This is a genomic window from Rhizobium sp. P1_B8 (assembly GCF_056406515.1).
In genome coordinates this window covers 1-24371 of record NZ_JBFTZZ010000007.1, presented here as the reverse complement: position 1 = coordinate 24371, position 24371 = coordinate 1, and the positions used below count along the sequence as shown (strand labels likewise).

19 protein-coding genes and 2 pseudogenes are annotated in these 24371 nt (G+C 60.6%); 15 read left to right on the top strand and 6 right to left on the bottom strand.

Annotated features, from left to right (window positions below):
- Nucleotides 1-26 precede the first annotated feature (26 nt).
- Together AC1D2N_RS11510 and AC1D2N_RS11505 are read right to left on the bottom strand one after the other, a co-directional pair.
- Complete coding sequence (locus AC1D2N_RS11510) at nucleotides 27-1307, bottom strand: tyrosine-type recombinase/integrase (protein WP_477981288.1); 1281 nt, start codon at nucleotides 1305-1307, stop codon at nucleotides 27-29.
- A 375-nt stretch (nucleotides 1308-1682) separates the two neighbouring features.
- Nucleotides 1683-2432: an SDR family NAD(P)-dependent oxidoreductase gene (locus tag AC1D2N_RS11505; RefSeq protein WP_018244001.1), complete on the bottom strand. Its 750-nt coding sequence runs from the start codon at nucleotides 2430-2432 to the stop codon at nucleotides 1683-1685.
- Between the two features lie 58 nt (nucleotides 2433-2490).
- On the opposite strand from AC1D2N_RS11505, the gene AC1D2N_RS11500 reads away from it, so the two are divergent.
- Nucleotides 2491-3423 carry a LysR family transcriptional regulator gene (locus AC1D2N_RS11500; protein ID WP_018244002.1) on the top strand — a complete coding sequence of 311 codons (933 nt, stop codon included), beginning with the start codon at nucleotides 2491-2493 and terminating at the stop codon, nucleotides 3421-3423.
- Here AC1D2N_RS11500 and AC1D2N_RS11495 read toward each other — a convergent pair.
- A pseudogene (locus tag AC1D2N_RS11495) lies at nucleotides 3422-3677 on the bottom strand (response regulator transcription factor); the annotation flags it as partial. The gene AC1D2N_RS11500 and the pseudogene AC1D2N_RS11495 overlap by 2 nt on opposite strands.
- Before the next feature lie 503 nt (nucleotides 3678-4180).
- Between AC1D2N_RS11495 and AC1D2N_RS11490 the strand changes: the two are divergent.
- The 3 genes from AC1D2N_RS11490 (at nucleotide 4181) to AC1D2N_RS11480 (ending at nucleotide 6606) form a co-directional block, all read left to right on the top strand.
- On the top strand, nucleotides 4181-5134 hold the full coding sequence (locus AC1D2N_RS11490; RefSeq protein ID WP_165403105.1) for an MBL fold metallo-hydrolase: 954 nt from the start codon (nucleotides 4181-4183) through the stop codon (nucleotides 5132-5134).
- Nucleotides 5135-5281: 147 nt separating this feature from the next.
- Complete coding sequence (locus tag AC1D2N_RS11485; protein WP_018448281.1) at nucleotides 5282-6034, top strand: SDR family oxidoreductase; 753 nt, start codon at nucleotides 5282-5284, stop codon at nucleotides 6032-6034.
- Nucleotides 6035-6180: 146 nt separating this feature from the next.
- On the top strand, nucleotides 6181-6606 hold the full coding sequence (locus tag AC1D2N_RS11480; RefSeq protein WP_047620262.1) for a cupin domain-containing protein: 426 nt from the start codon (nucleotides 6181-6183) through the stop codon (nucleotides 6604-6606).
- Between the two features lie 395 nt (nucleotides 6607-7001).
- Here AC1D2N_RS11480 and AC1D2N_RS11475 read toward each other — a convergent pair whose 3' ends face one another.
- From AC1D2N_RS11475 to AC1D2N_RS11465, 3 genes are all read right to left on the bottom strand, one after another.
- Nucleotides 7002-8207 carry an NAD(P)/FAD-dependent oxidoreductase gene (locus AC1D2N_RS11475; protein WP_130653256.1) on the bottom strand — a complete coding sequence of 402 codons (1206 nt, stop codon included), beginning with the start codon at nucleotides 8205-8207 and terminating at the stop codon, nucleotides 7002-7004.
- Between the two features lie 113 nt (nucleotides 8208-8320).
- Nucleotides 8321-9151: an alpha/beta fold hydrolase gene (locus tag AC1D2N_RS11470; RefSeq protein WP_130653257.1), complete on the bottom strand. Its 831-nt coding sequence runs from the start codon at nucleotides 9149-9151 to the stop codon at nucleotides 8321-8323.
- Nucleotides 9152-9597: 446 nt separating this feature from the next.
- On the bottom strand, nucleotides 9598-10548 hold the full coding sequence (locus AC1D2N_RS11465; RefSeq protein WP_130653259.1) for a helix-turn-helix domain-containing protein: 951 nt from the start codon (nucleotides 10546-10548) through the stop codon (nucleotides 9598-9600).
- Nucleotides 10549-10930: 382 nt separating this feature from the next.
- Here AC1D2N_RS11465 and AC1D2N_RS11460 point away from each other — a divergent pair, with 382 nt between their 5' ends.
- The 11 genes and pseudogenes from AC1D2N_RS11460 to AC1D2N_RS11410 all read left to right on the top strand — a co-directional run.
- On the top strand, nucleotides 10931-11719 hold the full coding sequence (locus AC1D2N_RS11460) for a hypothetical protein (protein ID WP_130653260.1): 789 nt from the start codon (nucleotides 10931-10933) through the stop codon (nucleotides 11717-11719).
- A gap of 527 nt (nucleotides 11720-12246) precedes the next feature.
- Nucleotides 12247-13689 carry a M81 family metallopeptidase gene (locus AC1D2N_RS11455; RefSeq protein ID WP_130653261.1) on the top strand — a complete coding sequence of 481 codons (1443 nt, stop codon included), beginning with the start codon at nucleotides 12247-12249 and terminating at the stop codon, nucleotides 13687-13689.
- Nucleotides 13690-13897: 208 nt separating this feature from the next.
- Nucleotides 13898-14629 (top strand): FadR/GntR family transcriptional regulator, encoded by a 732-nt coding sequence (locus AC1D2N_RS11450; protein ID WP_012759394.1) that lies wholly within the window; start codon nucleotides 13898-13900, stop codon nucleotides 14627-14629.
- 88 nt (nucleotides 14630-14717) lie between these two features.
- Nucleotides 14718-16226: an ABC transporter substrate-binding protein gene (locus AC1D2N_RS11445; protein ID WP_130653262.1), complete on the top strand. Its 1509-nt coding sequence runs from the start codon at nucleotides 14718-14720 to the stop codon at nucleotides 16224-16226.
- A 165-nt stretch (nucleotides 16227-16391) separates the two neighbouring features.
- Entirely contained in the window at nucleotides 16392-17339 is a 948-nt protein-coding gene (locus tag AC1D2N_RS11440; RefSeq protein WP_130653263.1) for an ABC transporter permease, read from the top strand.
- A complete protein-coding gene (locus AC1D2N_RS11435) occupies nucleotides 17336-18211 on the top strand; it encodes an ABC transporter permease (protein WP_113542414.1) in 876 nt (291 codons plus the stop codon). The genes AC1D2N_RS11440 and AC1D2N_RS11435 overlap by 4 nt, the downstream gene beginning before the upstream one ends.
- A 21-nt stretch (nucleotides 18212-18232) precedes the next feature.
- Nucleotides 18233-20017 (top strand): gamma-glutamyltransferase family protein, encoded by a 1785-nt coding sequence (locus AC1D2N_RS11430; RefSeq protein WP_018448291.1) that lies wholly within the window; start codon nucleotides 18233-18235, stop codon nucleotides 20015-20017.
- 2 nt (nucleotides 20018-20019) lie between these two features.
- A complete protein-coding gene (locus AC1D2N_RS11425) occupies nucleotides 20020-20775 on the top strand; it encodes a DUF1028 domain-containing protein (protein ID WP_113542412.1) in 756 nt (251 codons plus the stop codon).
- 24 nt (nucleotides 20776-20799) lie between these two features.
- Nucleotides 20800-22638, top strand: coding sequence for an ABC transporter ATP-binding protein (locus AC1D2N_RS11420; RefSeq protein WP_113542411.1), 1839 nt, complete (start codon nucleotides 20800-20802; stop codon nucleotides 22636-22638).
- Between the two features lie 253 nt (nucleotides 22639-22891).
- Nucleotides 22892-24226 carry a glucoamylase family protein gene (locus AC1D2N_RS11415; RefSeq protein WP_047620252.1) on the top strand — a complete coding sequence of 445 codons (1335 nt, stop codon included), beginning with the start codon at nucleotides 22892-22894 and terminating at the stop codon, nucleotides 24224-24226.
- 68 nt (nucleotides 24227-24294) lie between these two features.
- Nucleotides 24295-24371: pseudogene (locus AC1D2N_RS11410) on the top strand (IS5/IS1182 family transposase); the annotation flags it as partial.

The window sequence follows — 24371 nt, the reverse complement described above, 5'->3', positions numbered from 1 at the left end:
CTTGGATCCTTAGCCATTGCAATAACTCACGGCTTTAGCTCGTGCAGCCTCGTGACCGTTGCCGCCTCCTTACCCGACAGCGCGGCAGCTATGGGACCGACTGCTCGATCAGCAGCCTGGGCTGCGGGATCGCGTTGGATGTGTGCATAGATCGTGGTCGAGCGGTGGTTGTTATGTCCCAAGATTGCCCCCGTCATGGCTAACGTTTCACCTGTCGAAACAGCAGCAGAGCCAAGGGTGTGCCGTAAAGTGTGAGGAGTTACACCGGGTAGTTCGGCCAACTTGATAACTTTGGGCCAAACTCTTTTCGTGCCTTGGTAATGCCCTTTTCCGGTCGTTGCGGGGAATACAAAATCTGACCCGGCTTGAGGTCGAATAGATGCAAGTAGGGCCAGAGCGGGAGATGCAAGCGGCCGAATGCTAGCACCTGTCTTGGTATCTTCCAGCTTTAGGCAGGCATGCTCAAAATCAATTTCGCGCCACCTAAGTGCGGCTATCTCATCCCGACGGCAGCCGGTCAGGGCCCAAAGGCGGGTGATGTTCAGAGCTTTCGGATTTGCGCCCTGAGCCTGCAGTGTTTCCAGCGCCTGCCCGAGCCGCCTGACCTCCTCAATAGACAAATAGCGAGAACGCCGATTGTCGACTTTGCGAATGGCGGCTATCTCACAGGGGTTAGCTGCAACGATCTGCTGCCGGACTGCGAAATTGAACACCGCTGAAAGATCGCGAGCCACTTTTCTCGCGGCTCCTTCGCCACCACGGACGATGATTCGGCGACGATGTGCCACCTTTTCGTCCTTGGCAGTCTTCCCAATCGTGATGTCGCGGACCATGCGTTCGACATCACCCGGCGTAACTTCCGTGACGCGTTTCGTTCCAAGCAAAGCGACCACGTGATTTCTAAGTCGCGCAAGTGTGAAAGCTTTAGTTAGAGGTTTCATCGCCTGTCCCTGCCGAATACCACGCTGGACGTAACACCCCTCAGATTCGTAGAAATCTATCAGTGCGGCAAGCTTCATCTCGCGACGTTTTGCGCCCCGCTCGCGGGCAGGATCGCTGCCGTTGGCGGCGGAGCTGAGAATGTCCCTTGCCTTTCGACGTGCTTCGTCCGGTGTCAAAGAAGCTGCCGTCCCGAGGGCCATTCGGCGCTTTGCAACGTCACGCCCGCCAGGGTAGGGCCGGTACTCTACCTGCCAAGTCTTTGCCCCGCTGGGTGCAACACGCAATCCAAACCCCGTTAGTTCGGTGTCGTAAACAATAAACGCCTTTGCTTCAGGAAGCACGGCATCAATGTACCGCTTCGTCAACTTTGCTCGTGCCATGTCGCCACCATATCGCCACCATGAAGGAACACACCGGATACTCAGTACATCTCCCTGCTAGGAAATGCAGTGCGTTAAGCATCTTATGGACACTACGGGAATCGAACGGAATGTCAAATGACAACCTTGCCAAGGTTGGGGTCGAGGGTTCGAATCCCTTCGCCCGCTCCAGTTTCTCAATTGCCCATACCGAAGACATAGGTAACAGATTGTTCCTCAGACATGGGTGACAACCTCGTGCCGAACGGGTTGTCGGTGGTTTGCAAAGTCCTCTGCTCCAGGTCGATATATCCCAGATCATAGTCCACCGACAGCTTCGACAGGTTGTAGAGCCCGTTGGGCTGGCAAAGGGCAGGCCGTTTAAGCCAGGGTCATGCCGCCATCGACATGAAGCTCGATCCCGTTGACAAAGCTTCCTGCGTCGGAGGCGAGGAAGAGTGCGGCGCGCGCCAACTCTTCCGGTCGGCCGAGACGGCCGGCAGGGATCAGGGAAGCCATGTAATCTTCGAATGCCGGCCGCTCGGCCTCCGATACGCCCAGCTTGGCGAGGATTTCCGTCTCGACCGGTCCCGGGCTCAGGATGTTGACGCGGATCCGCCGCGACTTGAATTCGATCGCCCAGTTTTTCGCAAAGGCGGCGGTTGCTGCCTTTGAACCGGCATAGACAGTATGGTCCGGGAGGACCTTCGTGGCCGCGAGCGAGCTCGTAACGATGATATTTCCGCCGTCGCGGATCAGAGGGGCGATCGTCTGCACGCCGAAGAACACGCCGCGCGTATTGATTGCGAAGTGCCGGTCATAGTCTGCCGGAGTCACCTCGGCGGAGGGGGTGAGGTTGATGATCCCGGCATTGGCCATGTAGATGTCGAGCCCGCCGAAGCGGCTCTTCACGGTGTCCGCCAGCCTGCGATGATCTTCCAGGTCGGCGGCATCACCCACGAAGCCGATGGCCGACGGACCGATTTCTTGCACGGCGCGGTCGACAGCATCCTGCCGGCGCCCGGAAATGATGACCTGCGCTCCTTCTTCCGCGAACAGCCGAGCGGTCGCTTTGCCGATGCCGCTATTGCCGCCGGTGATGACGGCGACCTTGTCTTTGAGGTGTTGCATTGTTTATCTCCTTTCAACGAGAAATGAGATAAACGCTGCCACTGTTCGTCATTAGATCATGGGCGGGCACATGATCTGTGCCGCGGAGGTGCAAATGCCGAATCTGCTCAACGAGATGCCCGGGTTGATGGCTTTTGTGCGCACGGTAGAGGCCGGATCGTTCAGCGCCGCGGCCCGCGATCTGGCGACGACACCGTCAGCGGTGTCGAAGAGCGTGGCGCGGCTGGAAAAGAAGATTGGCGCCCGGCTGTTCCTGCGCTCCACGCGCGCCCTGATGCTTACCCAGGACGGGCAACTTTTCTTCGACCGCGTTGCGCCGCTGTTGCGAGACCTGGATGCAAGTGAAGAGGCGATCAGGTCCGACGTTGCGCCCTCGGGTCGCTTGCGCATCAGCATGCCTAGCGAAATGGCGCCTCTACTGCTGCCGCGCCTCTTCCGAAGCTTTGCAGCCGACTATCCGAACCTGCATCTCGAAGTCGGGCTTACGGATCGGTTCGTCGATCTGATCAGGGAGGACTACGACGTTGTGCTGCGCGTTGGAAATCCCGCGCCGGGGGACCTCATGGTTCGTCACCTGGCCGACCTGCCGATGACGATTGTCGGGTCTCCGACCTTTCTGAAGACCTGGGGCAATCCTGCAACTGCCGAAGCGCTGGCGGCTCTGCCCTTTGCCCGCTATGCACTGGGTGGTGTCACGCAGCCTCTGCGCCTGCCGGACGGGACGAGCTTCATTCCCTTCGGGCGCGTCGATTGCGACTCAGGGGCCGCACTGATTCAGGCTGCGCTGAGTGGGCTGGGAGCGGCCTATCTTCTGCGATGTCTGGTCGCGAAAGACCTGGCAGACGGCACGCTTGTTACACTCGCGGCGGGGTTTGCGTTCCCTAGCGCTCCCTTTAATGCGCTGCACGCCTTTGGTCGCACCGTGCCATTGCGCGTAAAACTGGTCTGCGATTTCATCGCCCGCGAGGCAAAATCCCTCGAAACCATCTGAGCTTGACCGTGACTTCGCTGATGCCGAGGTCGAAAGCGATCTGTTTGTTGAGGCGTCCGCGCGTCACCACTTCGCGTCGGATCTCGCGCTCGCGATGCGTCAGCATCCCTAAACATTCAAGATTGCGCCAGACGACGATAGCTTCCGTGCGCCGGGGCCATCCAACGCGATACCGGCCCCACTGCATCGAGCAGCGTCTGGTCTGACACCGGCTTGGTGAGGAAATCCATAGCGCCCGACTTCATCGTTTTGACCCCTCCGCCTACTTGGGAAAGCGCGCCGAGCTTCAATCAACGGCCCCGAGATGTTGATGGCGAAGCCTATTGGAAAGGCCGCAGCACCAGCTTGCCAGACGAGTGACGTCTCGTTGCTATCTCAGATGGGGCGATGGTGTTCCAACTCGATATTGGATGCCGACCCTAAGGTCGAAGCAGTCGAGAACCACGTAAACGACGATCCCGAAGGCCAGGATGTCTTTGAGGATCATTGCCGGACGTTTCTCTCGCGGCTGCATCCAACAAACCGGCGAAACCCCGGGCGACTGCCGCATGCACATGCGTCAACAGCAATTGCTCTGCAGCGGCAGCAATCGTTCTGGCGCAGCCGCAGATCGGTTTCGCTAGATCATTAGAGGACACGCCAGCAGTGAGTGTGTCGCCGACCGCTAAAGACTTCACCCGCATTGACCGCGCTTCCCGTCCAGGAAGCGTAAGCCACCCAGGATTAGCACCAGGATAGAACACAGGAGTTTTCAAAGATGAACCAGATGATCAATGACACTCAGAAGTCAGGCATGAAACTGGACAACAGCTCACATCCCAGCAGACCGGCGCCCGAAGAGCTGGTTCCGTCGCGCTATGCGGTACGGATCGGCGAGATTGACGTGCTGGTGATCAGCGATGGGGTGCTACCGCTTCCAACCGCGATGTTGGGACACAACGCCGAGCCGGCCGCCCGGGCCGCCTGGCTGGGCGACATGTTCCTGCCGCCGGACGCCTTCGACTGGGCACTGAACGTGGTCGTGGTGCGCAGCGGCGGGCAGACCATACTCATCGACGCCGGGTTAGGATTGGACCCGGACTTGAACTTGCCGCGGGCCGGGCAGTTGATGAAGCGACTGGAGGCCGCCGGCATCGATCTTGGATCCGTGACCGACGTGGTGCTGACACACATGCACATGGACCACGTTGGCGGGCTGCTCGTCGACGGGGTGAAGGAACAGTTGAATCCGGACCTGCGGATCCATGTGGCCGCTGCCGAGGTCAAATTTTGGGAGTCGCCCGATTTCTCCCACGTCTCGATGCCGGCGGGCTTCCCCGACGCGCTTCGGGCGGCCGCCAAGCGGTTCGCCAAAGAGTATCGCAGCCATCTCAGGCTGTTCGAGGATGAGCATGAAGTGGCGCCCGGCGTGGTCGTCTCTCGTACCGGCGGGCACACCCCTGGGCACAGCGTGGTCCGCGTGGCCTCAGGCAACGACCGTCTGATGTTTGCCGGCGACGCCGTGTTCGCGGTCGGGTTCGACCACCCCGACTGGTACAACGGCTTCGAACATGACCCCGAGGAGGCTGCCCGCGTTCGGGTCCGGCTTTTGCGGGAGCTTGCAGCGACCGGCGAACTGTTGGTGGCAACGCATATGCCGTTTCCTTCCGTTGGCCATGTTGCGGTCGACGGCGACGCCTTTCGTTGGGTCCCGGTCTTTTGGGACTACTGACCGCTTGTTGAATTAAGGCCGAACCAAAGCGTGCATCCTTGAAGGCCGTGCCCAGCCCGGCCTTCAAGCCCGCGCTTCAACCAGCCTTCACCTATCCACCTATTGAACCACGCGCACCGCATGGGCGCGCAGCAAATGGAGCGTCTTATGAAAATCGTGATTATCGGCGGAACCGGCCTGATCGGTTCCAAGACCGCAGAGCGCCTGCGCAAGAAAGGGCATGAGGTCATTGCCGCTGCCCCGAAAACCGGCGTTAATACCCTTACCGGGGAGGGCTTGGCGGAAGCACTGAAGAATACCGACGTGGTGATCGACCTCGCGAACTCGCCATCCTTCGAGGATAAGGCCGTGCTTGAATTCTTTCAGACGGCGGGCAAGAACCTGATGGCAGCGGAAATCGCGGCCGGCGTGAAACACCACATCGCGCTTTCCATCGTCGGCACGGATCGGTTGCCGGATAGCGGCTATCTTCGAGCCAAGGTCGCCCAGGAAAAGATCATCCGGGAAGCCGGCATTCCCTACACCATCGTGCGTTCAACACAGTTCATGGAATTTCTCGGCGGCATCGCCCAGGAGGGCACGGTTGGCGACACGGCCCGCTTGTCGACAGGTTCCCTGCAGCCGATCGCGTCCGACGACGTCGCCGATTTCGTGACGGACGCGGCGCTTGCCGCGCCGGCTAACGGCATTATCGAAATCTGCGGCCCCGAGCGCGCGCGTCTCTGCGATTTCGCCGCGCGCTACCTCAAGGCGATCGGAGATTCCCGCACCGTTGTCGCAGATCCGGATGCCCGCTATTTCGGCACCAAACTGGAAGACGGTTCACTCGTCTCCGACAATCATCCTCGCATCGGCCGCATCGGTTTCGATGATTGGTTTGCGACAACGCCCAGAAAATAACGAGTTGCACATTGGCCGCCTGACAAGCGGCCCATGCGCCCGCAGCATTGCATTTTGATGGCCATGTAAAACATCAAAAAGATGTATAAAAACAATATGTTATATAGAAACCGCGATCGACTCCAAGTCATGAAAGGACGATAAACATGATCAAGTCATTGGCTTTTGCCGTCGCATTGACGGCTCTCCTGTCAGGTTCGGCTCTTGCGCATGATGCGCCCGGTGGCGGAGAGGGCGCAAAGGTTACGCTGGTCTATGACCACAAACTGCCGAACGTACCCGGCAAGAGCATGAAGGGCGTTCTCGTCGAATATGCTCCGGGTGGTTTCTCGGAGGGCCATACACATCCGGTGTCCGCCTTCATATACGCGACCGTTCTCGAAGGCGCGATCCGCAGTCAGGTCAACGATGGCCCCGTCACTGTCTATAGCGCCGGTGAAAGCTTTTCGGAATTTCCGGGCGATCGCCACGGTGTCAGCGAAAACGCCAGCAAGACTAAGCCGGCAAAGCTGCTTGCTGTCTTCGTGGTCGATACCACTGAGCAGGAACTGACCTTCCCGATCAAGAAATAGGCGATCTGGCCGGGCACACGATGTCGTGCCCGGCAGTTCATTGACACAAACCATGATCGGTGAACCCAGCTATGTCCGGTGAAGACAATTCCTGCCGGTCGTCCTGATCAACACTCTGGGAATTTGCCGGGATCGTCGTGTGGCACACAGGGCGGAAACCGTCCGACACGTCGCCTGATCGTCCAGATCCTCTTCTTTATCGGCATGAGTCTCGTGCCTTTTATGGCAAGCATCGCGCCGCACCAGCCCGATGGTATCGCACGCCTTCAAAGATTGCTTACGAGCCGAAAGCGCTCGGGAAGAAATGATCGATGAAAAATGAGTTGCGCCGGGAACAAGCCGGAATATGGCAAGCTGCGCTCTTATTTAGAGCGCAGCCTCATCGAGGGATCCGATCACAGTTTGGTCACATGCTCCGGATCAGCTGAGGCCAGCGCAGCGGCGCGCTCGGGCTTCGGCGGATAGATCCAGACGGTGTTGATCTCCTGCTTGGTCGCCTTCGCTTTCTCGCCGACCATCTCCACCTTGCGATCCCATCCTCGCGTAAAGAGGGCTCCGGCATCGCCGAGGTCGAGGCAGGTGACATAGGCTTCCTGATGATATCGCCGTGCTGGCACGCCCAACAGTTCAGCGGCGGCGTTGTTGCCCGCGAAGGCGCCCATGCGTGTGGCGTGCTGGCACGACATCAGTGCGTAGTTGCCGCAGTCGTCGCAAGCGGCGCGCGCCGCATCCCCGGTGGCGAAGACGCCGGGTACGGACGGCACGCGCAGGCAGCCATCGACCAGCAACCGGTCGAACTTGTCACGCTCGCCGGGAATTTTGGTGGTCAGCGGATTGGCCCGTATGCCTCCCGCCCAGATCACGGTCATGGTTTCGATATGCTCACCGGTACTCAGCGTAACTCCGGATTTATCCAGTGATGAAACGCCGGCATTGAGCCGCGTTTCCACGCCGAGCTTGCGAAGTGCTTCCTCGATGATCGGGCGCGGACCTTCGCCCATGTCAGGGGCTACCGCGCCGCTGCGGTCGACGATGATGACACGCGGATTGGCCGCCTTGTCAAACAGGGTCCGCAGCCGCGAAGGCATCTCGGTCGCCGCCTCGATACCTGTGAAACCAGCGCCGGCAACAACGATTGTGTCACGCGCGGCCGAGGCCGGCATCTTCGCAAGCTCGTGCAGGTGGCGATCAAGGGCAATGGCGTCATCGATGTTATCGACGCTGAAAGCGTAGTCGGCGAGGCCGGGAATATTCGGACGGAACAGCCGGCTGCCGGTGGCGAGCACAAGGCGATGATACTGAAGGGACTTTCGTTCGCCCTTGGCATTGACGACGTCTACGGTGCCGGCCTTCGTGTCGACCGCTTCAACGCTGCCCTGCACGTAGGCGACATCGACGGCATCAAATACATCCTGCAAAGGTGCCGTCAGGCTCTCGGGTTTCGGCTCATAAAGCCGGGGGCGGATGACGAGCGTCGGTTCCGGGGACACCAGCGCGATTTCGAGCTCTTCGGGCGAAACGCCTTCGATATCGCGCAGGCGGGCTGCGGAAAGTGCGGCGTACATGCCGGCGAACCCGGCGCCTACAATCACAAGTCTCATGTTATTCACTCCGTGGTTTGTAGTTTCAAAGGGCCGCGCGTCACCGTTGCCACTCCCGATGGGCGGCGAGATGGTCGGTAACGATGGCGCGCGGATTGGTGAAGCGATGTCGCTCAGGCGGTGATGAAGGCCAGCATGTCGGCATTGACGACATCTGCATGGGTCGTGCACAGCCCATGCGGCAGTTTCTCGTAGATTTTCAGCGTGCCGGCCTGCAGCAGCTTCGCCGACAATGGAGCGGCAGCACCGATGGGAACGATCTGGTCGTCATCCCCATGCAGCACCAGCGTCGGCACGGTGATGCTCTTCAGGTCCTCGGTGAAATCCGTCTCCGAGAATGCCTTAATGCCTTCGTAATGCGCTTTCGCGCCGCCCATCATGCCCTGACGCCACCAATTCGAGATCACCGCCTGCGACGGCTCGGCACCCGGGCGGTTGTAACCGTAGAAGGGGCCGCTCGGAAAATCGCGATAGAACTGCGAGCGATTGGCAGCGAGCTGGCTGCGCAATCCGTCGAATGCCTCGATCGGCAAACCGCCGGGATTGGCGCCGGTCTTCAACATCAATGGCGGCACGGCCGCAATCAGGATCAGTTTGGCAACGCGACCTTTGCCGTACCGCGCGACATACCGCGCGGCTTCACCGCCGCCGGTAGAGTGGCCGACATGGATCGCGTTGCGAAGATCGAGGTGGTCGATCATTGCGGCAACATCGGAGGCGTAGTGATCCATGTCATGACCGTCGCTCACCTGGCTCGATCGGCCGTGGCCGCGGCGATCATGAGCGATCACGCGAAAGCCTTTGCCGAGGAAGAAGAGCATTTGATTATCCCAATCGTCGGAGCTGAGGGGCCAGCCATGGTGAAAGACGATCGGCTGAGCGGACTTCGGTCCCCAGTCCTTGTAAAAAAGCTGAACACCGTCGCTGGTTGTAATGGAGGTCATTGTGCTGATCCTTTGGAGAATATTTGTTTCGGCGCCCGTCCTCGCCGGACGGACAGTTGCTAAAATCGGGTATGCAAGCCGCTACGGGTCGCATCGTTGCGACCGACCCGTAATCGGTGTCCCAGACCATCCCTTGTCTCCGCAGGATCCTTTGGCATGGGCGCAATGGTGGTTTAGCGAAACACGTCTACAGCTGCGCCAGAGGGATTGGCACCGTTGCAGAGCAATTGCGGTTTAGCGGGTGCGCAGCAGTTCATCGCCCGGCGTTTTACCGGTCAGCTTTCGAAAAGTGGCGGCCAAGGCTGTTTGCGCAGTCAAGTGAGGCTGCGACCAACGCCATGCCCGGGGGGATTGCCCGGCAGGGTCGTCGCGTGCTCGAGCCGATGGCGTGGAAGCGAATAACGGGACAGTCCGGAATCTGAGGCGAGGGCAAAAGGAGATGACGGTCAGCCGTGGCGGCGGCGCCAATCAGTCGGTGTTTCACCGGTCAATTTTCGGAATGCCGCTGCAAATGCTGTTTGCGAGGCATAGCCGAGGGAGGCGGCAACCAACGCGATCGAATTTTGAGGATCGCGCAGCATGTTTATGGCTTGCTCGAGCCGATATTGACGCAGCCAGTTGTGAGGTGAAAGCCCCGTGCTTTCCTTGAAAGCACGGCAGAAATGAAAACGCGACAGCCCGGAATCGGCAGCGAGGGCCGCGAGGGAGACGTCCGCGTCGGCGTCCGACCGCAATCGTTCGATGGCCCGGCGCAGCACGCTCGGCGCGAGGCCGCCGAGCGCCGGCTGATAGCTCGGTGCCTTGCCTGTGTGCGCAGCCAGCAGGCGCGTGGCCAGAAGGTCGGTCAACTGCTGCCTGAATAGTGTATCCAGTGCCGTATTGCCTTCCAGGACATCGGCTGCGCTCAGGAGCAATCGGGATGTAATGAGGTCCGGATGCGCCGTTCGCTCCACGAGATCGGTCGGCGTGAAAGTATCGGTTTCGTCGGCGATGCGCGTCAGTGTCGAGCGGGGAAGATAGAGCTGAACGACATCAACCGGTTTTGGAATATCCCATCGGGAGCTTGATCCAGCCGGGATGATGATCACAACCCCGCGACGAAACGTTCCGCTCTCGACCGATCGTCCGGACCGCCGTTCCATGCGCTGTATCACGCCGTTGTAAGCCATGATGACGTGGTCGGTCATGGGCTCGACGACATCATGCAAGGGGTCGTGATTCCAGTGGGCGATTGCACCGCCGGAGGGGTCGGCCGCAAGATGAATTGGCGCTGTCCTCAGAACGCGCGACATCTCGTTTGCAGGATTCTGGTCAGCAGCCGGCATTTCGTCCCGGCGCGCCTCGATTGCCTCATCCGGCGAGCTCTCGAGAGGGTCACTGGAGCCAGGCAAGCTCATGGTTGCCCGCTCGTTGACAGGCGCTGCCTATGTGCGATCCCGACAACAATGGCGGGCTCATTGAGCATCCGCCTATAGTGGCCGACGTTGTCAGTCCTACTACCCATGACATGCCCCAATGTCGCGAGCGATTTCGCCGTGCTTTTGACTATTCGCGTTGTGCGATGCAGCGTAAATATCAAAATCTTTCGAGGGCAAAAACCTATTCTCTAGGATAGGTTGCCTTCGCAGTTGGGCCTCGTTTCTCAACCAATAAAATTGAATGTTTGCATAGCGCCGCGATTGACGCCCTTGCGCCAACGCACGGCAAGGGACCATATTCGTTCCGAAACTCATGTGTTCCGAATCCCGATTTCATCTCGAAATCCTGGTGCAGCAGCGAATGACTGATGCTCAAACATTTTTAGCTCGCCACTTTGTGGCGATAAGCGTCAACTCTCGCATCAAGGGCGATCACGGTCCCGACCGCTTCTTTGTGGCTTCTGGGTTGTTGATACGCATCGGAGACATACTTGGCATTCTGACAGCGGGTCATGTGGTCGAATATATTGATGAGGCCGTGAACCATCCGGACATCTTGAGCATTGGCTGCCAGTTGCTTGACACGTTCGGCGATACCAAGCTCAGCGACCTCGGCGTCCCTTATGATCTCAAGACTTCGCCACGTCTGCATTTCCACAATGACGAGCAGGGACTAGATTTCGGTGTCTTGTTTCTTCATGAGCACCAAGCGCGGCTAATCGAGAAACACAACATTATCCCGCTCACGTACGAGGCTTCGCGGAACGAACCTGCCGACCTCGACGTCTTTTTTCTGCTTGGCCTCCCCGCTGAGCTAACATCCGAGAGGGTATCTCCTTCGGGAAACGCCACTGTCGGAATGACAATGCTCAGGCTGAAGAAAGTCGAAGCGGAGGAGCAGACCACGCTCTTTCCCCGATTTATCGCCACGATCGACAGTCAGACCGATTTACAGAGCCTTGAGGGCATGAGTGGTGGGCCGATTTTTGGTTTCAACACCGAGCGCCTCAACAAATATTGGATCGTAGCAATTCAGTCGTCATGGAAAAAATCGGAGCGCAAGATATTCGGGTGCCCGGTAACGCACATCTATGACATTTTAAACCATCTACACGATGAAGCCGCTAAGGAGCTTGCGCACAAGAGCTGATTTGACGCCTTGCGCTACGTCTCCGACCCCCACCATAATCTATATAGCACTTCGGAATCCCGAAATTGGTTGCGGTGTTGAAATCATTGGATGTTTCCCCGCGGCAACACCGCCCAAAACGCGACGAATTTCGGAATCCCGAAGCGGAGGAATTTCGGGATCCCGAAGTGGGATTTTTTTTCCTTATGGCGACGCGGCCCGCGTTTGTCGGCAGCAATCGGATCGCGGCATCCGACGGAAGAAACCGAGTCGGTCGGTGGCTCACCGATTACAGCACCTTCCACCTCAACGCCGGCTTAGAAGATCAAGATTGCAATTATTTTGGTTGATTGGTTCGTTTGTAAACTTATTGTCGAGGCAAAAGGACGCGTCTTCGGATCGAATCCCGAATGTTCAGTTTATCGCAGCACAAACCCGTCGACCAACACAGATCCAGCACCAGCACGTCGATGCCGGCGCTCGAGCCGGGTTGCCAGCATCGCCACCCATAACGTCCTGATTGCTCCCAACATCAACTGAGGTTTCCCATGCGCATCGCCGTCGGTGGCATTCATATCGAATGCAGCACATACAACCCCGTCCTGAACGAAGAGAAGGATTTTCGCGTGCTGCGCGGCGAGGCGCTGCTGGAAGCGCCGTATTTCGCCTTCCTCAAGGATTACGATGCCGAGTTCTTGCCGACCATCCATGCACGCGCCATCGCCGGCGGCCCGGTTTCGCGCGCCACCTACGAGGCCTTCAAGGGCGAATTCCTCGAGCGGCTGAAGCCGATGCTGCCGCTTGACGGTCTCTATCTCGCCATGCACGGCGCCATGTATGTCGAGGGCATGGAAGATGCCGAAGGCGACTGGATCAGTGCGGCCCGCGCGCTGGTCGGCGAAGATTGCACCGTTTCGGCAAGCTACGACCTGCACGGCAACGTCACGCAGCGCATCATCGATGCGCTCGACATCTATTCCACCTATCGCACCGCGCCGCATATCGATGTCGAGGAGACGATGCGCCGCTCCGTCTGCATGCTGGTCAAGAGCCTGAAAACTGGCGTGAGGCCGACCCTTCTCTGGGCGCCGATCCCGGTCGTGCTGCCCGGCGAACGCACCAGCACCGTCGATGAGCCGGCAAAGAGCCTCTATGACATGCTGCCCGGGATCGATGCGATTGATGGCGTCTGGGACGCATCGCTGATGGTCGGCTATGTCTGGGCCGACGAACCGCGCGCCACGGCTGCCGCCATCATGACCGGCACCGACCGCGCCGTGCTGGAGCGCGAGGCCAACCGCCTCGCCAAGGCCTATTGGGATGCGCGCGAAGACTTTGTCTTCGGCTGCGAGACCGGCTCGGTCGAAGAATGCGTCGAAAGGGCGATCGCCAGCCCGACCGCGCCAGTGGTACTTGCCGAATCCGGCGACAACCCCACAGGCGGCGGCGTCGGGGACCGGGCCGATGTACTGGCCGAACTGATCGCCAGGGATGCCACCGGCGTCGTCTTTGCTGGCATCGCCGACAAGGCGGCGACCGAGGCCTGTTATGCCGCAGGCATAGGCTCGGAACTGGAGCTCAGCGTCGGCGCCTCGCTCGATACCAAGGGCAGCAAGCCGGTCTTCGCCCGCTTCACGGTCAAGTTCCTGCATGAGACATCAGATCCTGCCGACCGCCAGGCGGTGGTTTCGGTCAGTGGAATTGATCTGGTGCTCTCCGCCAAACGCCGGCCCTATCACAATATCGTCGATTTCACCCGGCTCGGCCTCGACCCGCACCGGGCGAAGATCATCGTCGTCAAATCGGGCTATCTCTCGCCGGAACTGGCCCCGATTGCCAATCCGAACCTGATGGCGCTGTCGACAGGTGTTGTCGACCAGTTCGTCGAGCGCCTGCCGCGGCTGCGCAAGCAGCATCCGACCTATCCCTTCGACAAGGATTTTGCCTTCGAGCCGCAGATCTTTCTCTCCGCACGCTCGACGCCGGCCTGAGCTTCACCTGAACCAATTGCATTTTTCTGAATAACATTGTCGATCGCGCCGCCCTGTCGCCGCGGTCGACTGTTTTCCCGTATCGCGGCAATAGCGGGAATTGAGCAAAAAACAAGCAGATTTGGAATTGCACAAAAAAGCGCTTGACGCTTGGCATGATTTGGTTTGCACTGAACCAATAGAAAATTGGTACGGACCATTTAAGCGAATGCCGATGGATGAGACGCAGGGCAATTCGAATTATGCGCTGGAGAGGCTGAGGGCTCTGCTGCGGTCCGACAGTCTCGACGCCGACGGCAAGCTGCCGACCGAGCGCACCCTTTCGGAAATGCTTGGCGTCGGCCGCCGTGCCGTCCGCCGCGCCCTGGAAGTGCTGGAGGCCGAGGGCCGCATCTGGCGCCGCCAAGGCTCCGGCACCTATGCCGGCCCGCGCCCCGACGGCTGGAGCGATCATGTCGGCTCGATCGTTGCCGGCACCGATCTCATGGAAGTCATGGAAGTGCGCCTGCGCATCGAGCCGCAGCTCGCCCAGCTTGCCGCCATGCGCGCCAAGGCCGCCGATATCGAGCGCATGTACGATCTGGTGAAGAAGATCTACGAAAGCACCGATGCCGACGGACGCGAACTCTGGGACGGGGCGCTGCACCGCCAGATCGCCCAATGCGCCGGCAACGGTTTCTTTCTCACCATCTTCGACGTCATCAACCGGGTGCGCCAGGACGAGGCCTGGCAGACGATCCGTGAGCGCGCCCGCAGCGCCAGCCGGACGCGGCCCGTCACCTTCGGCCAGCACACGGCAATCGTCGATGCGATCGCCGCTCGTGATCCTGCCAGGGCGGGCGAAGCCATGCGCCAGCATCTGCTGACACTGCAGGAAAGCCTCATCCGCATCACCTCGCTCGACCATAGCGAAACGGAGGTCGACAAGACCCTCGCCTGACCGGGTGAGCAGGGAGAAAAAGCACGGACGGGCCATACCCGCCGGAATGGAAGCAAAAACCAAACAAAACAGAACAGAGGAGAATGGAATGAAGATCGCCAAATTGCTGACCGCCACCGTTGCCGGCGCGCTGTTTGCGCTTCCTGCCTTCGCCGTCGACCTGAAGATCGGCCTGCAGGACGATGCCGACGTGCTCGATCCCGCGCAGTCGCGCACCTTCGTCGGCCGCATCGTTTATACTGCAATGTGCGACAAGCTCGTCGACGTCTCGCCGGATCTGAAGATCGTGCCGCAGCTTGCCACCGAATGGAGCTGGTCGGCGGACGGCAAAGAGCTCACCATGAAGCTGCGCCAAGGCGTCAAGTTCCATGACGAGACCCCCTTCAACGCCGAAGCCGTCGTCGCCACGATCGAGCGCAACATCACCCTGCCGGAATCACGCCGCAAGAGCGAGCTCAGCTCGGTCGCAAAGGTCGAGGCGACAAGCGAATACGAGGTCAAGTTCACCCTCAAGGCGCCTGACGTCACCCTCCTTGCCCAGCTTTCCGACCGCGCAGGCATGATCGTCTCGCCGAAGGCCGCCAAGGAACTCGGCGCCAAGTTCGGCGATCACCCGGTCTGCGCCGGTCCGTTCAAGTTCGTCGAGCGCGTCCAGCAGGACCGCATCGTGCTCGAAAAGTTCCAGGACTATTGGAACAAGGACAAGATCTTCATCGACAAGCTGACCTATCTGCCGATCCCGGATACGACGGTGCGTCTCGCCAATCTGCGGTCCGGCGATCTCGACATGATCGAGCGCCTGGCGGCGACCGACGCTGAGGCGGTGAAGGCGGATTCGAGCCTCGTCTATGCCGACGCCGTCGGCACCGGCTACATGGCGCTCTATACCAATATCGGCAATGGTGCGCGTGCCGACAATGCTTTCGGCAAGGACAAACGCCTGCGCCAGGCCTTCTCGCTGGCGATCGACCGCGATGCCGTCAACCAGATCGTCTATGAAGGCACGGCCGTTTCCGGCAACCAGCCCTTCCCGCCAAGCAGTCCATGGTTCAACAAGGATATTCCCGTCCCCGCCCGTGATCTCGACAAGGCCAAGGCCCTGATCAAGGAAGCCGGCTTCGACCGCGTGCCGATCGAGCTGCAGATCCCGAACAATCCTGTTGCCATGCAGATGATGCAGATCATCCAGTCGATGGTCGGCGAAGCCGGCTTTGACGTGAGCTTGAAGTCGACGGAATTCGCCACGCTGCTGAGCGAGCAGACGGCCGGCAACTATCAGCTCAGCCGTTCCGACTGGTCCGGCCGCGTCGATCCCGATGGCAACATCCACCAGTTCATCACCTGCAAGGGTGGCATCAACGACACGAAATACTGCAACCCCGAGGTGGACAAGCTGCTGAACGAAGCCCGCGCATCGACCGACGATGCCGTGCGCAAGCAGAAATACGATGCTGCCGCCGTCATCTTGAACGATGATCTGCCGATCATCTATCTCGGCCATCAGTCCTGGATCTGGGCGCTGCACAAGAACATCACCGGCTTCATCCCGTCGCCGGATGGCATGATCCGCCTCGTCGGCGTGAAGAAAGCCGGCTGATCATAAGCAAAATCATGGGGCGGAAACCTCCGCCGCATGATTCTAAAGCGCGTCGCAATCTTTCAGATTCGCTTCACGCGCTTTAGCTTTTTGTTTGCGCATGTCGTTATCGCAAAACCGCTGCACACTTTTGCGCGACATGCTTTGGTCGTGTCAGGATCGCCCATGTATACCTACATCGCCAAACGGCTCTTGGTCGCCATACCGACGCTTTTGATCATTTCGATCTTCGTCTTCTCGCTGCAGAAGCTGCTGCCCGGCGATCCGATCCTCGCCATGGCCGGCGAGGAACGCGACCCGCAGGTTCTCGAATTCCTGCGCGAGAAATACCGGCTGAACGATCCCGTGCCCTATCAATATGTCCGCTGGCTGGGTGCCGCCCTTCAGGGCGATCTTGGTATCTCGCTGCGCACCAATCAGCCGGTTCTGCAACTCGTCGGCGAAAAGCTGCCGGTCACCATCCAGCTTGCCATCATGTCGATGATCTTCGCCTTTGCGATCGGCGTGCCGATGGGCATCCTGGCAGCCGTCAAGAAGAACACGATGATCGACTATCTCGCCAACATCATCGCGCTGACCGGTCTGTCGATCCCGAATTTCTGGCTCGGCATCATGTTGATCCTCCTGGTTTCGGTCAATCTCGGCTGGCTGCCGGCATCGGGCTACGAACCCTTCTTCAGCAACCCACTGCGATCGCTGGAAACCATGCTGATGCCCTCCTTCGTGCTCGGTAACGCGCTGGCTGCGACCCTGATGCGGCATACCCGCTCGGCAATGCTCAGTGTGCTGAGCGCCGACTACATCCGCACCGCCCGCGCCAAGGGACTGCCGGAAAGCACCGTCGTGCTCGAACACAGCTTCCGCAATGCGGTGCTGCCGATCGTGACGCTGACCGCGCTGCTGTTCGGCGAACTGCTCGCCGGCGCCGTGCTGACAGAACAGATCTTCACCATTCCGGGTTTTGGAAAGCTCATCGTCGACGCCGTCTTCAACCGCGACTACGCCGTCGTCCAGGGCGTGGTGATCTGCACCGCGATCGGCTTCATTCTGATGAACCTCTTGGCCGACATCCTCTACGTCCTGCTCAATCCGCGCGTGAGGGCCGCCCTATGACCGCGATCGGAGAGACCGGCATTCCCTCCGCGGTCGACCGCACGCCGAGCCGCGCCTGGCGCAAGCTGAAGGCCAACAAGGGCGCTCTCGTCGGCCTTGCGATCATCGCCTTCTTCGCCATCCTCGCGGTTGCCGCCCCCCTTCTTCCGATTCCCGATCCGAACGCCACAAGCTGGTCGGCGATCCGCAAGGCCCCCTCCGCCGCCCATTGGCTTGGCACCGACGACATCGGCCGCGACATTCTTTCCCGGATGATCTGGGGCGCGCAGGCTTCGCTGATGGCAGGCGTCTTCTCGGTGGCGATCGCCGTTGTCATCGGCGTGCCCTTCGGCCTTATCTCCGGTTATTTCGGCGGCTGGATCGACATGGTCATCTCCCGCATCACCGAAGCCTTTCTGGCCATGCCTTTCCTCATCACCGCGATCGCGCTCGCAGCCTTTCTTGGTCCGAGCCTGACCAATGCGATGATTGCGATCGGCCTTTCGGCCATGCCCGTCTTCGTGCGGCTGACGCGCGGCCAGGTGCTTTCGGTCAAGACCGAGGAATATGTCGAGGGCGCCCGCTCGATCGGCCTCCGGTCCTCGAGCATCATCACCCGCTATATCCTGCCGAACGTCTTTGCGCCGATCCTCGTGCAGGCGACGTTGACGATCGCAACCGCGATCATCGCCGAGGCGAGCCTCTCCTTTCTCGGCCTCGGACAGCAACCGCCGGCGCCGAGCTGGGGCTCGATGCTGAACGTCGCCAAGAATTTCCTCTCCCAGGCGCCATGGATGGCGATGTGGCCGGGTGCCGCGATCTTCCTCGTCGTCATCGGTTTCAATCTCTTAGGCGACGGCCTGCGCGATGCGCTTGATCCGCGCGAAGCATGATTTCTCGAAAGGACATTTGACATGACCGCATTCACGACCCGTCCCGAGATCCTCGGCACCTTCGGTGTCGTTACCTCGACGCACTGGATTGCCTCGGCGGTCGGCATGAGCATTCTCGAAAAGGGTGGCAACGCCTTCGACGCGGCGGTGGCGACGGGCTTCGTACTGCAGATCGTCGAGCCGCATCTTTGCGGCCCGGGCGGCGACCTGCCGGCGGTGATCTATTCAAAAAAGAAGGACAAGGTCGAGGTCATCTGCGCGCAGGGGCCCGCCCCCGCCGGCGCAACGATCGAACACTACACGGCGGAAGGCCTGAGCCTGATCCCCGGCGACGGGCTGCTTGCGACCGTCATCCCCGGCTCCTTCGACGGCTGGATGCTGATGCTGCGCGACTACGGCTCGATGAGCGTGCGCGAGGTGCTCGAGCCAGCCATCTACTACGCCGAACACGGCCATCCGATGCTGCCGCGCGTCTCTGCCACCATCAAGGGGCTCGCCGCCTTCTTCGAGAAGGAATGGCCGACCTCCTACAAGACATGGCTGCCCAATGGCAGCACGCCCGAAGCGCATGCGAATTTCAGAAATCCGGTGCTTGCCGAAACCTGGAAGCGCGTCATCGCCGAGGCCGAGGCGAAAAGCGGCCGGGAAGCGCAGGTCGAGGCGGCCCGCGACGCCTTCTATCGCGGCTTCGTCGCCGAGACGATCGATGACTATCTCAAAACTGCAGAGGTGATGGATGCGAGCGGCAACCGCCACAAGGGCGTTTTGACTGCCAACGACATGGCGAACTGGTCGGCAACCATCGAGGAGCCGCTGACCTATGATTATCATGGCTGGACCATCGCCAAGATCGGCCCCTGGGGCCAGGGTCCGGTCTTCCTGCAGACCCTGTCGATCCTCAAGGGCTTCGATCTCGCCGCGATGAACCCCGTTGGCGCCGATTTCGTCCATACCGTCGTCGAGGCGATGAAGCTCGCCTTCGCCGACCGCGAAGTCTATTACGGCGATCCTGATTTCTCGGAGATCCCTGTCGCGCACCTGCTGTCGGAGACCTATGCAGCCGCGCGCCGCAAGCTGGTCGGCGCAGACGCCTCCTTCGATCTTCGCCCCGGCATCGTGCCTGGCTTCGAGGCGCAGCATGATCTGACGATGACGATGCTCGGCGCGGATTCGAAAACCGGCGCCGTCTACGAGCCGACCATGGCGCATCTTTCCGAAAAGCGCGGCGACACGGTGCATATCGACGTGATCGACCGCGACGGCAACATGGTCTCCGTCACGCCATCAGGCGGCTGGCTGCAATCCTCGCCGACCGTGCCCGGTCTTGGCTTTTGCCTCAATTCCCGCGCCCAGATGTTCTGGCTGAAACCAGGCCTGCCGACGTCGCTTGCCCCCGGCAAACGGCCGCGCACGACGCTGACGCCGTCGCTCGGCCTCTACGAGGGCCGCCCGACGCTGGCCTTCGGCACACCGGGCGGCGACCAGCAGGAGCAGTGGCAGCTCTCCTTCTTCCTGCGTTATGCGCATCACCAGCTGAACCTGCAGGCGGCGATCGACCAGCCGCTGTTCCACACCTCGCATTTTCCAGGCTCGTTCTATCCCCGCACCCGCGAACCCGGCAGCCTGATGGCGGAGGCGAATTTCGGCCCCGAGGTCCTTGATGCCCTGCGCCGCAAGGGCCACAAGCTGACGGTCGCCGATCCCTGGACGATCGGCCGGCTGACCGCCGCGAGACGCGATAGCGACGGACTGTTGCGCGCCGCAGCCACCCCGCGCCTGATGCAGGCCTATGCGATCGGACGATAACCATGACCTGGTCCATCGTCGCCCGTGATCCCTCGACCGGTCATCTCGGCATCGCCGTCGCGACCCGCTTCTTCGCCGTCGGCACCCTTGTGCCGTATATTCGCGGCGGCATCGGCGCCGTCGCCACGCAAGCCTTCGTCAGCCCGCTTTACGGCGTCGACGGCCTGTCGCTGCTGGCCACCGGCAAGGCGCCGGAGGAAATCATCGCCGACCTGACCGCGCGTGACGCCGGCCGCGATCAACGGCAGCTGCACCTCATCGATGCGAAGGGGCGCAACGCCGCCTTCACCGGCACCGCGTGCATCGACTGGGCGGGGCATCTGATCGACGAAAACGTCTCGGTCGCCGGCAACATGCTCGCGGGTCCCGACGTCGTCGCCGAGACGCTTGCCACCTACAACAAGGCGATGGACAAGCCGCTGGCCGAACGCCTGCTGCTGGCGATGCAGGCAGGCGAGGATGCCGGCGGCGACAAGCGCGGCAGGCAGTCCGCCGCCCTCGTCATCCATCGCGATCAGGATTATCCCTGGCTGAGCATCCGCGCCGACGATCATCCCGATCCGCTTGCCGAACTTGTCCGCCTCCATGCAGTGGCGGGTGAACGTTACCTGCATGTCGCCGAGACGATGGCCACGCGGCAAAATCCGAACGGCATGACCGACAGGCGCGAGATCGACGAAAAGATCGCGACGCTGGAAGCGGCCCGCATCACGGCAGGCAGGCCTTCCGCCTCCTTCGCCACACCTTTGAAGACGTGAATCAGATAAAACTATGGGAACGACATGCGTGATGTTTCTTCGGCCCCCGCCTCTCCGGTTCTCTCCGTCCGGAACCTGACAACCTCCTTCCTCGTCGATGGCGACTGGAAGCCGGTGGTGCGCGACGTCTCCTTCGACGTCATGCCTGGCGAGACGGTGGCGATCGTCGGCGAAAGCGGCTCGGGCAAGAGCGTCACCTCCCTTTCGATCATGCGGTTGCTCGCCAAGGGATCGAGCCGCATCGATGGCGCCATCACCTTGAACGGCAAGGATGTTCTCACCCTTTCGGAAAAGGAGATGCGGCAGGTGCGCGGCAACGACGCGGCCATGATCTTCCAGGAGCCGATGACATCCCTCAACCCGATCTTCACCATCGGCCGCCAGATCTCCGAAGCGCTCACCTGCCACGGCGAGATCGGCAAGGCCGAGGCGCGGGCCGAGACCGTGCGCCTGCTGGGAAAGGTCCGTATCCCCAACGCCGCTTCGCGCTTCGACGAATATCCGCACCAATTCTCCGGCGGCATGCGCCAGCGCGTGATGATCGCCATGGCGCTCGCCAGCCGGCCGAAACTGTTGATCGCCGACGAGCCGACGACGGCGCTCGATGTGACGATCCAGGGCCAGATCCTCGACCTGATCAAGATGCTGCAGGAAGAAGAGGGCATGTCCGTTCTCTTCATCACCCACGACATGGGCGTCGTCGCCGAAATCGCTGACCGCACCATCGTCATGTATCGCGGCGAGGCGGTGGAAACCGGCACGACCGACGACATCTTCCATCGCGGCAGGCATCCCTATACCCGCGCACTGCTCTCGGCCGTGCCGCGCCTCGGCTCGATGGCCGACCGGAAATGGCCGCTGCGTTTCCCCGTCATCGATACCACGACCGGCGAACGCCGCGAGCCGGTCGAGGTGGCCGATACCGTCGACCGCCGCCGGACACCGATCCTCGAAGTCAAGAACCTCGTGACCCGTTTCGATATCCGCGGCGGGCTGCTCGGTCGCAAGACGGGCGCGATCCATGCGGTCGAGGACGTCTCCTTCGATCTCTTCCAGGGCGAGACGCTGTCGCTCGTCGGCGAATCCGGCTGCGGCAAGTCGACCACCGGCCGCTCGATCACCCGCCTCGTCCAGCCGAACGGCGGCAGCGTCAGCCTCGACGGCTATGACGTGCTGAGCCTTGACGCCGTCAGTCTCAGGCGGATGCGCCGCAGCATCCAGATGATCTTTCAGGATCCCTTCGCCAGCCTCAACCCGCGCATGACCGTCGGCGCCGCCGTCGCCGAACCCATCACCGAACACGGCCTCGGCACCCGCGCCCAGGCCCGCGACAAGGCGGCCGATCTTCTCGAACGCGTCGGGCTGAAACCCGACATGATGAAACGTTACCCGCACGAATTTTCCGGCGGTCAGCGCCAGCGCATCTGCATCGCCCGCGCGCTCGCACTCGATCCGAAGGTGATCGTCGCCGACGAAAGCGTTTCGGCCCTCGATGTCTCGATCAAGGCACAGGTCTGCAATCTGCTGATGGACCTGCAGCAAAGTCTCAACCTCGCTTTCCTGTTCATTTCCCATGACATGGCGGTGGTTGAGCGCGTCAGTCACCGGGTCGCGGTGATGTATCTCGGCGAAATCGTCGAGATCGGCCCGCGCGCGGAATTGTTCAGCAACCCACAGCACCCCTACACGAAGAAGCTGATGGCAGCCGTGCCGGTTCCCGACCCCTCACGTCGCGGCATCAAGCGCAACCTCGGAACCGACGAGCTCAAGAGCCCCGTTCGCCCGGTTGGCTACGTCGCGCCGCCGCGTCGATACCGGGAAGTGACGGCGGGCCATCTGGTGCGGGTCGATGAAGCCGCCTGAGCGTGAAATCCACTCTTCAGAGCACTCGATAAACAAGTATTGCGGGAAAATAACCCGTCCTGGTGGCGCGCGGGCCGTCTTTTTTGCTGCACCGCTTATATGACTTCTGCTAGATATTATTTTACCGATAATTATTAACGACCGATTCCACCCTTTTGTGTTCTCTTATCCTTGCGAATCAAAAAGGTTTGATTTGCCCGGGGACGGCCCCCATGTTCAAGCATGGGGCGATGCAACAGTTGGGTAGGAGCCTATGCTGCAACGGATTGAAGACATTGATGCAGCGCTCGTCGACAGGCTGCAGCATTCGGCGTTCAAGTACTTCCTGAAATATACCAATCCCGAAAATGGCCTTGTGGCGGACACGTCGATCGGCGGGGTTCCGTGCAGCATCGCAGCCGTCGGCTTTGCGCTTTCCTCCTATCCTGTTGGTGTCGAGCGTTTATGGATCAGCCGCGAGGAGGCAGCCGAACGCACGGTCAATACGCTGCGGTTCTTCGCCGAGGCGCGCCAGGGCGAGGAACGCCACGCCACCGGCCACCGCGGCTTCTTCTACCACTTCCTGCACATGGATACCGGCCATCGCGCCTGGAACAGCGAGCTTTCGACCATCGATACGGCGCTGCTCGTCGCCGGCATCCTCACGGCCGCACAGTATTTCAATCGCGAAGACGACGAGACGGAGACTGAAATCCGTGAACTCGCCACCTTCATCTACGAGCGCGTCGACTGGCGCTGGGCGCTGAACAAGGGCGACACCATTTCCATGGGTTGGAAGCCCTCATCCGGCTTCCTGCGTTGGCGCTATCACGGCTTCGACGAGGCGATCATTCTCTATACGCTGGCGCTCGCTTCGCCGACGCACCCGATCCCGCAATCGAGCTACGACGCCTTCACGTCAAGCTATTCCTGGATGCTGCATGGCGAGCAGTCCTATCTCTATGCCGGGCCGCTCTTCATCCACCTCTTCTCGCATGCCTGGATCGATTTCCGCACCATTCAGGACAAGCCGATGGCGGAGCGAAACTGGGACTATTTCCGCAACACGCAGGTGATGATCGACGTCCAGCGTGACTATGCCGAACGCAATCCCGGCCAGTTCGTCGGCTACAACAAGAATATCTGGGGTTTCTCTGCCTGTGACGGCCCCCCGCCGACACGGCGTATGCGCGGCGGCCGCCAGCCGAAGGTTCTGGGCTATGCTGCACGTGGCGCACCGCTCGGCCCGGATGACGGCACGATCGCACCTTGGGCAGCACTTGCCTGCCTGCCCTACGACCGGCAGGCGGCTCTCGACGGCACCAAGGCGCTTCTGACCACCTATCCGAACCTGCTCTTGGAAGGCGGCTTCCCTGGTGGCTTCAACCCGACCGTCAAGACCAAGCGGCCGGAAGGCTGGGTCGACGACCGCACCGTCGGCATCGACCAGGGTCTTGTCGTCATGACCATCGAGAACGAGCGCTCCGACTTCATCTGGAAGCTGATGCGGCAATCGCCGGTCATCCGTCTCGGCCTCGAGCGCGCCGGCTTTACCGGTGGCTGGCTCGAAGGCATCGAGCCGGAAGAAGTGGTGCGCAAGTTCGGCTAGGAGGTGTGGACTCTTAGGATTCCCAAAAGAGCTTTGGTCTGATTCAATGCTGTCTTTTGGAGGCAGCCATGGGTATTTTAGACCGTTTGATTCTTCAGGATGACCAGTGGGAACGGATGTCTCGTCATATCATTGGCGATGATCG

Bases quoted from the DNA above. Each gene is read 5' to 3' on its own strand.
- AC1D2N_RS11505 (WP_018244001.1), bottom strand. From the start codon at position 2,432: ATGCAACACCTCAAAGACAAGGTCGCCGTCATCACCGGCGGCAATAGC.
- AC1D2N_RS11500 (WP_018244002.1), top strand. From the start codon at position 2,491: ATGGGCGGGCACATGATCTGTGCCGCGGAGGTGCAAATGCCGAATCTG.
- AC1D2N_RS11490 (WP_165403105.1), top strand. From the start codon at position 4,181: ATGAACCAGATGATCAATGACACTCAGAAGTCAGGCATGAAACTGGAC.
- AC1D2N_RS11485 (WP_018448281.1), top strand. From the start codon at position 5,282: ATGAAAATCGTGATTATCGGCGGAACCGGCCTGATCGGTTCCAAGACC.
- AC1D2N_RS11480 (WP_047620262.1), top strand. From the start codon at position 6,181: ATGATCAAGTCATTGGCTTTTGCCGTCGCATTGACGGCTCTCCTGTCA.
- AC1D2N_RS11475 (WP_130653256.1), bottom strand. From the start codon at position 8,207: ATGAGACTTGTGATTGTAGGCGCCGGGTTCGCCGGCATGTACGCCGCA.
- AC1D2N_RS11470 (WP_130653257.1), bottom strand. From the start codon at position 9,151: ATGACCTCCATTACAACCAGCGACGGTGTTCAGCTTTTTTACAAGGAC.
- AC1D2N_RS11465 (WP_130653259.1), bottom strand. From the start codon at position 10,548: ATGAGCTTGCCTGGCTCCAGTGACCCTCTCGAGAGCTCGCCGGATGAG.
- AC1D2N_RS11460 (WP_130653260.1), top strand. From the start codon at position 10,931: ATGACTGATGCTCAAACATTTTTAGCTCGCCACTTTGTGGCGATAAGC.
- AC1D2N_RS11455 (WP_130653261.1), top strand. From the start codon at position 12,247: ATGCGCATCGCCGTCGGTGGCATTCATATCGAATGCAGCACATACAAC.
- AC1D2N_RS11450 (WP_012759394.1), top strand. From the start codon at position 13,898: ATGCCGATGGATGAGACGCAGGGCAATTCGAATTATGCGCTGGAGAGG.
- AC1D2N_RS11445 (WP_130653262.1), top strand. From the start codon at position 14,718: ATGAAGATCGCCAAATTGCTGACCGCCACCGTTGCCGGCGCGCTGTTT.
- AC1D2N_RS11440 (WP_130653263.1), top strand. From the start codon at position 16,392: ATGTATACCTACATCGCCAAACGGCTCTTGGTCGCCATACCGACGCTT.
- AC1D2N_RS11435 (WP_113542414.1), top strand. From the start codon at position 17,336: ATGACCGCGATCGGAGAGACCGGCATTCCCTCCGCGGTCGACCGCACG.
- AC1D2N_RS11430 (WP_018448291.1), top strand. From the start codon at position 18,233: ATGACCGCATTCACGACCCGTCCCGAGATCCTCGGCACCTTCGGTGTC.
- AC1D2N_RS11425 (WP_113542412.1), top strand. From the start codon at position 20,020: ATGACCTGGTCCATCGTCGCCCGTGATCCCTCGACCGGTCATCTCGGC.
- AC1D2N_RS11420 (WP_113542411.1), top strand. From the start codon at position 20,800: ATGCGTGATGTTTCTTCGGCCCCCGCCTCTCCGGTTCTCTCCGTCCGG.
- AC1D2N_RS11415 (WP_047620252.1), top strand. From the start codon at position 22,892: ATGCTGCAACGGATTGAAGACATTGATGCAGCGCTCGTCGACAGGCTG.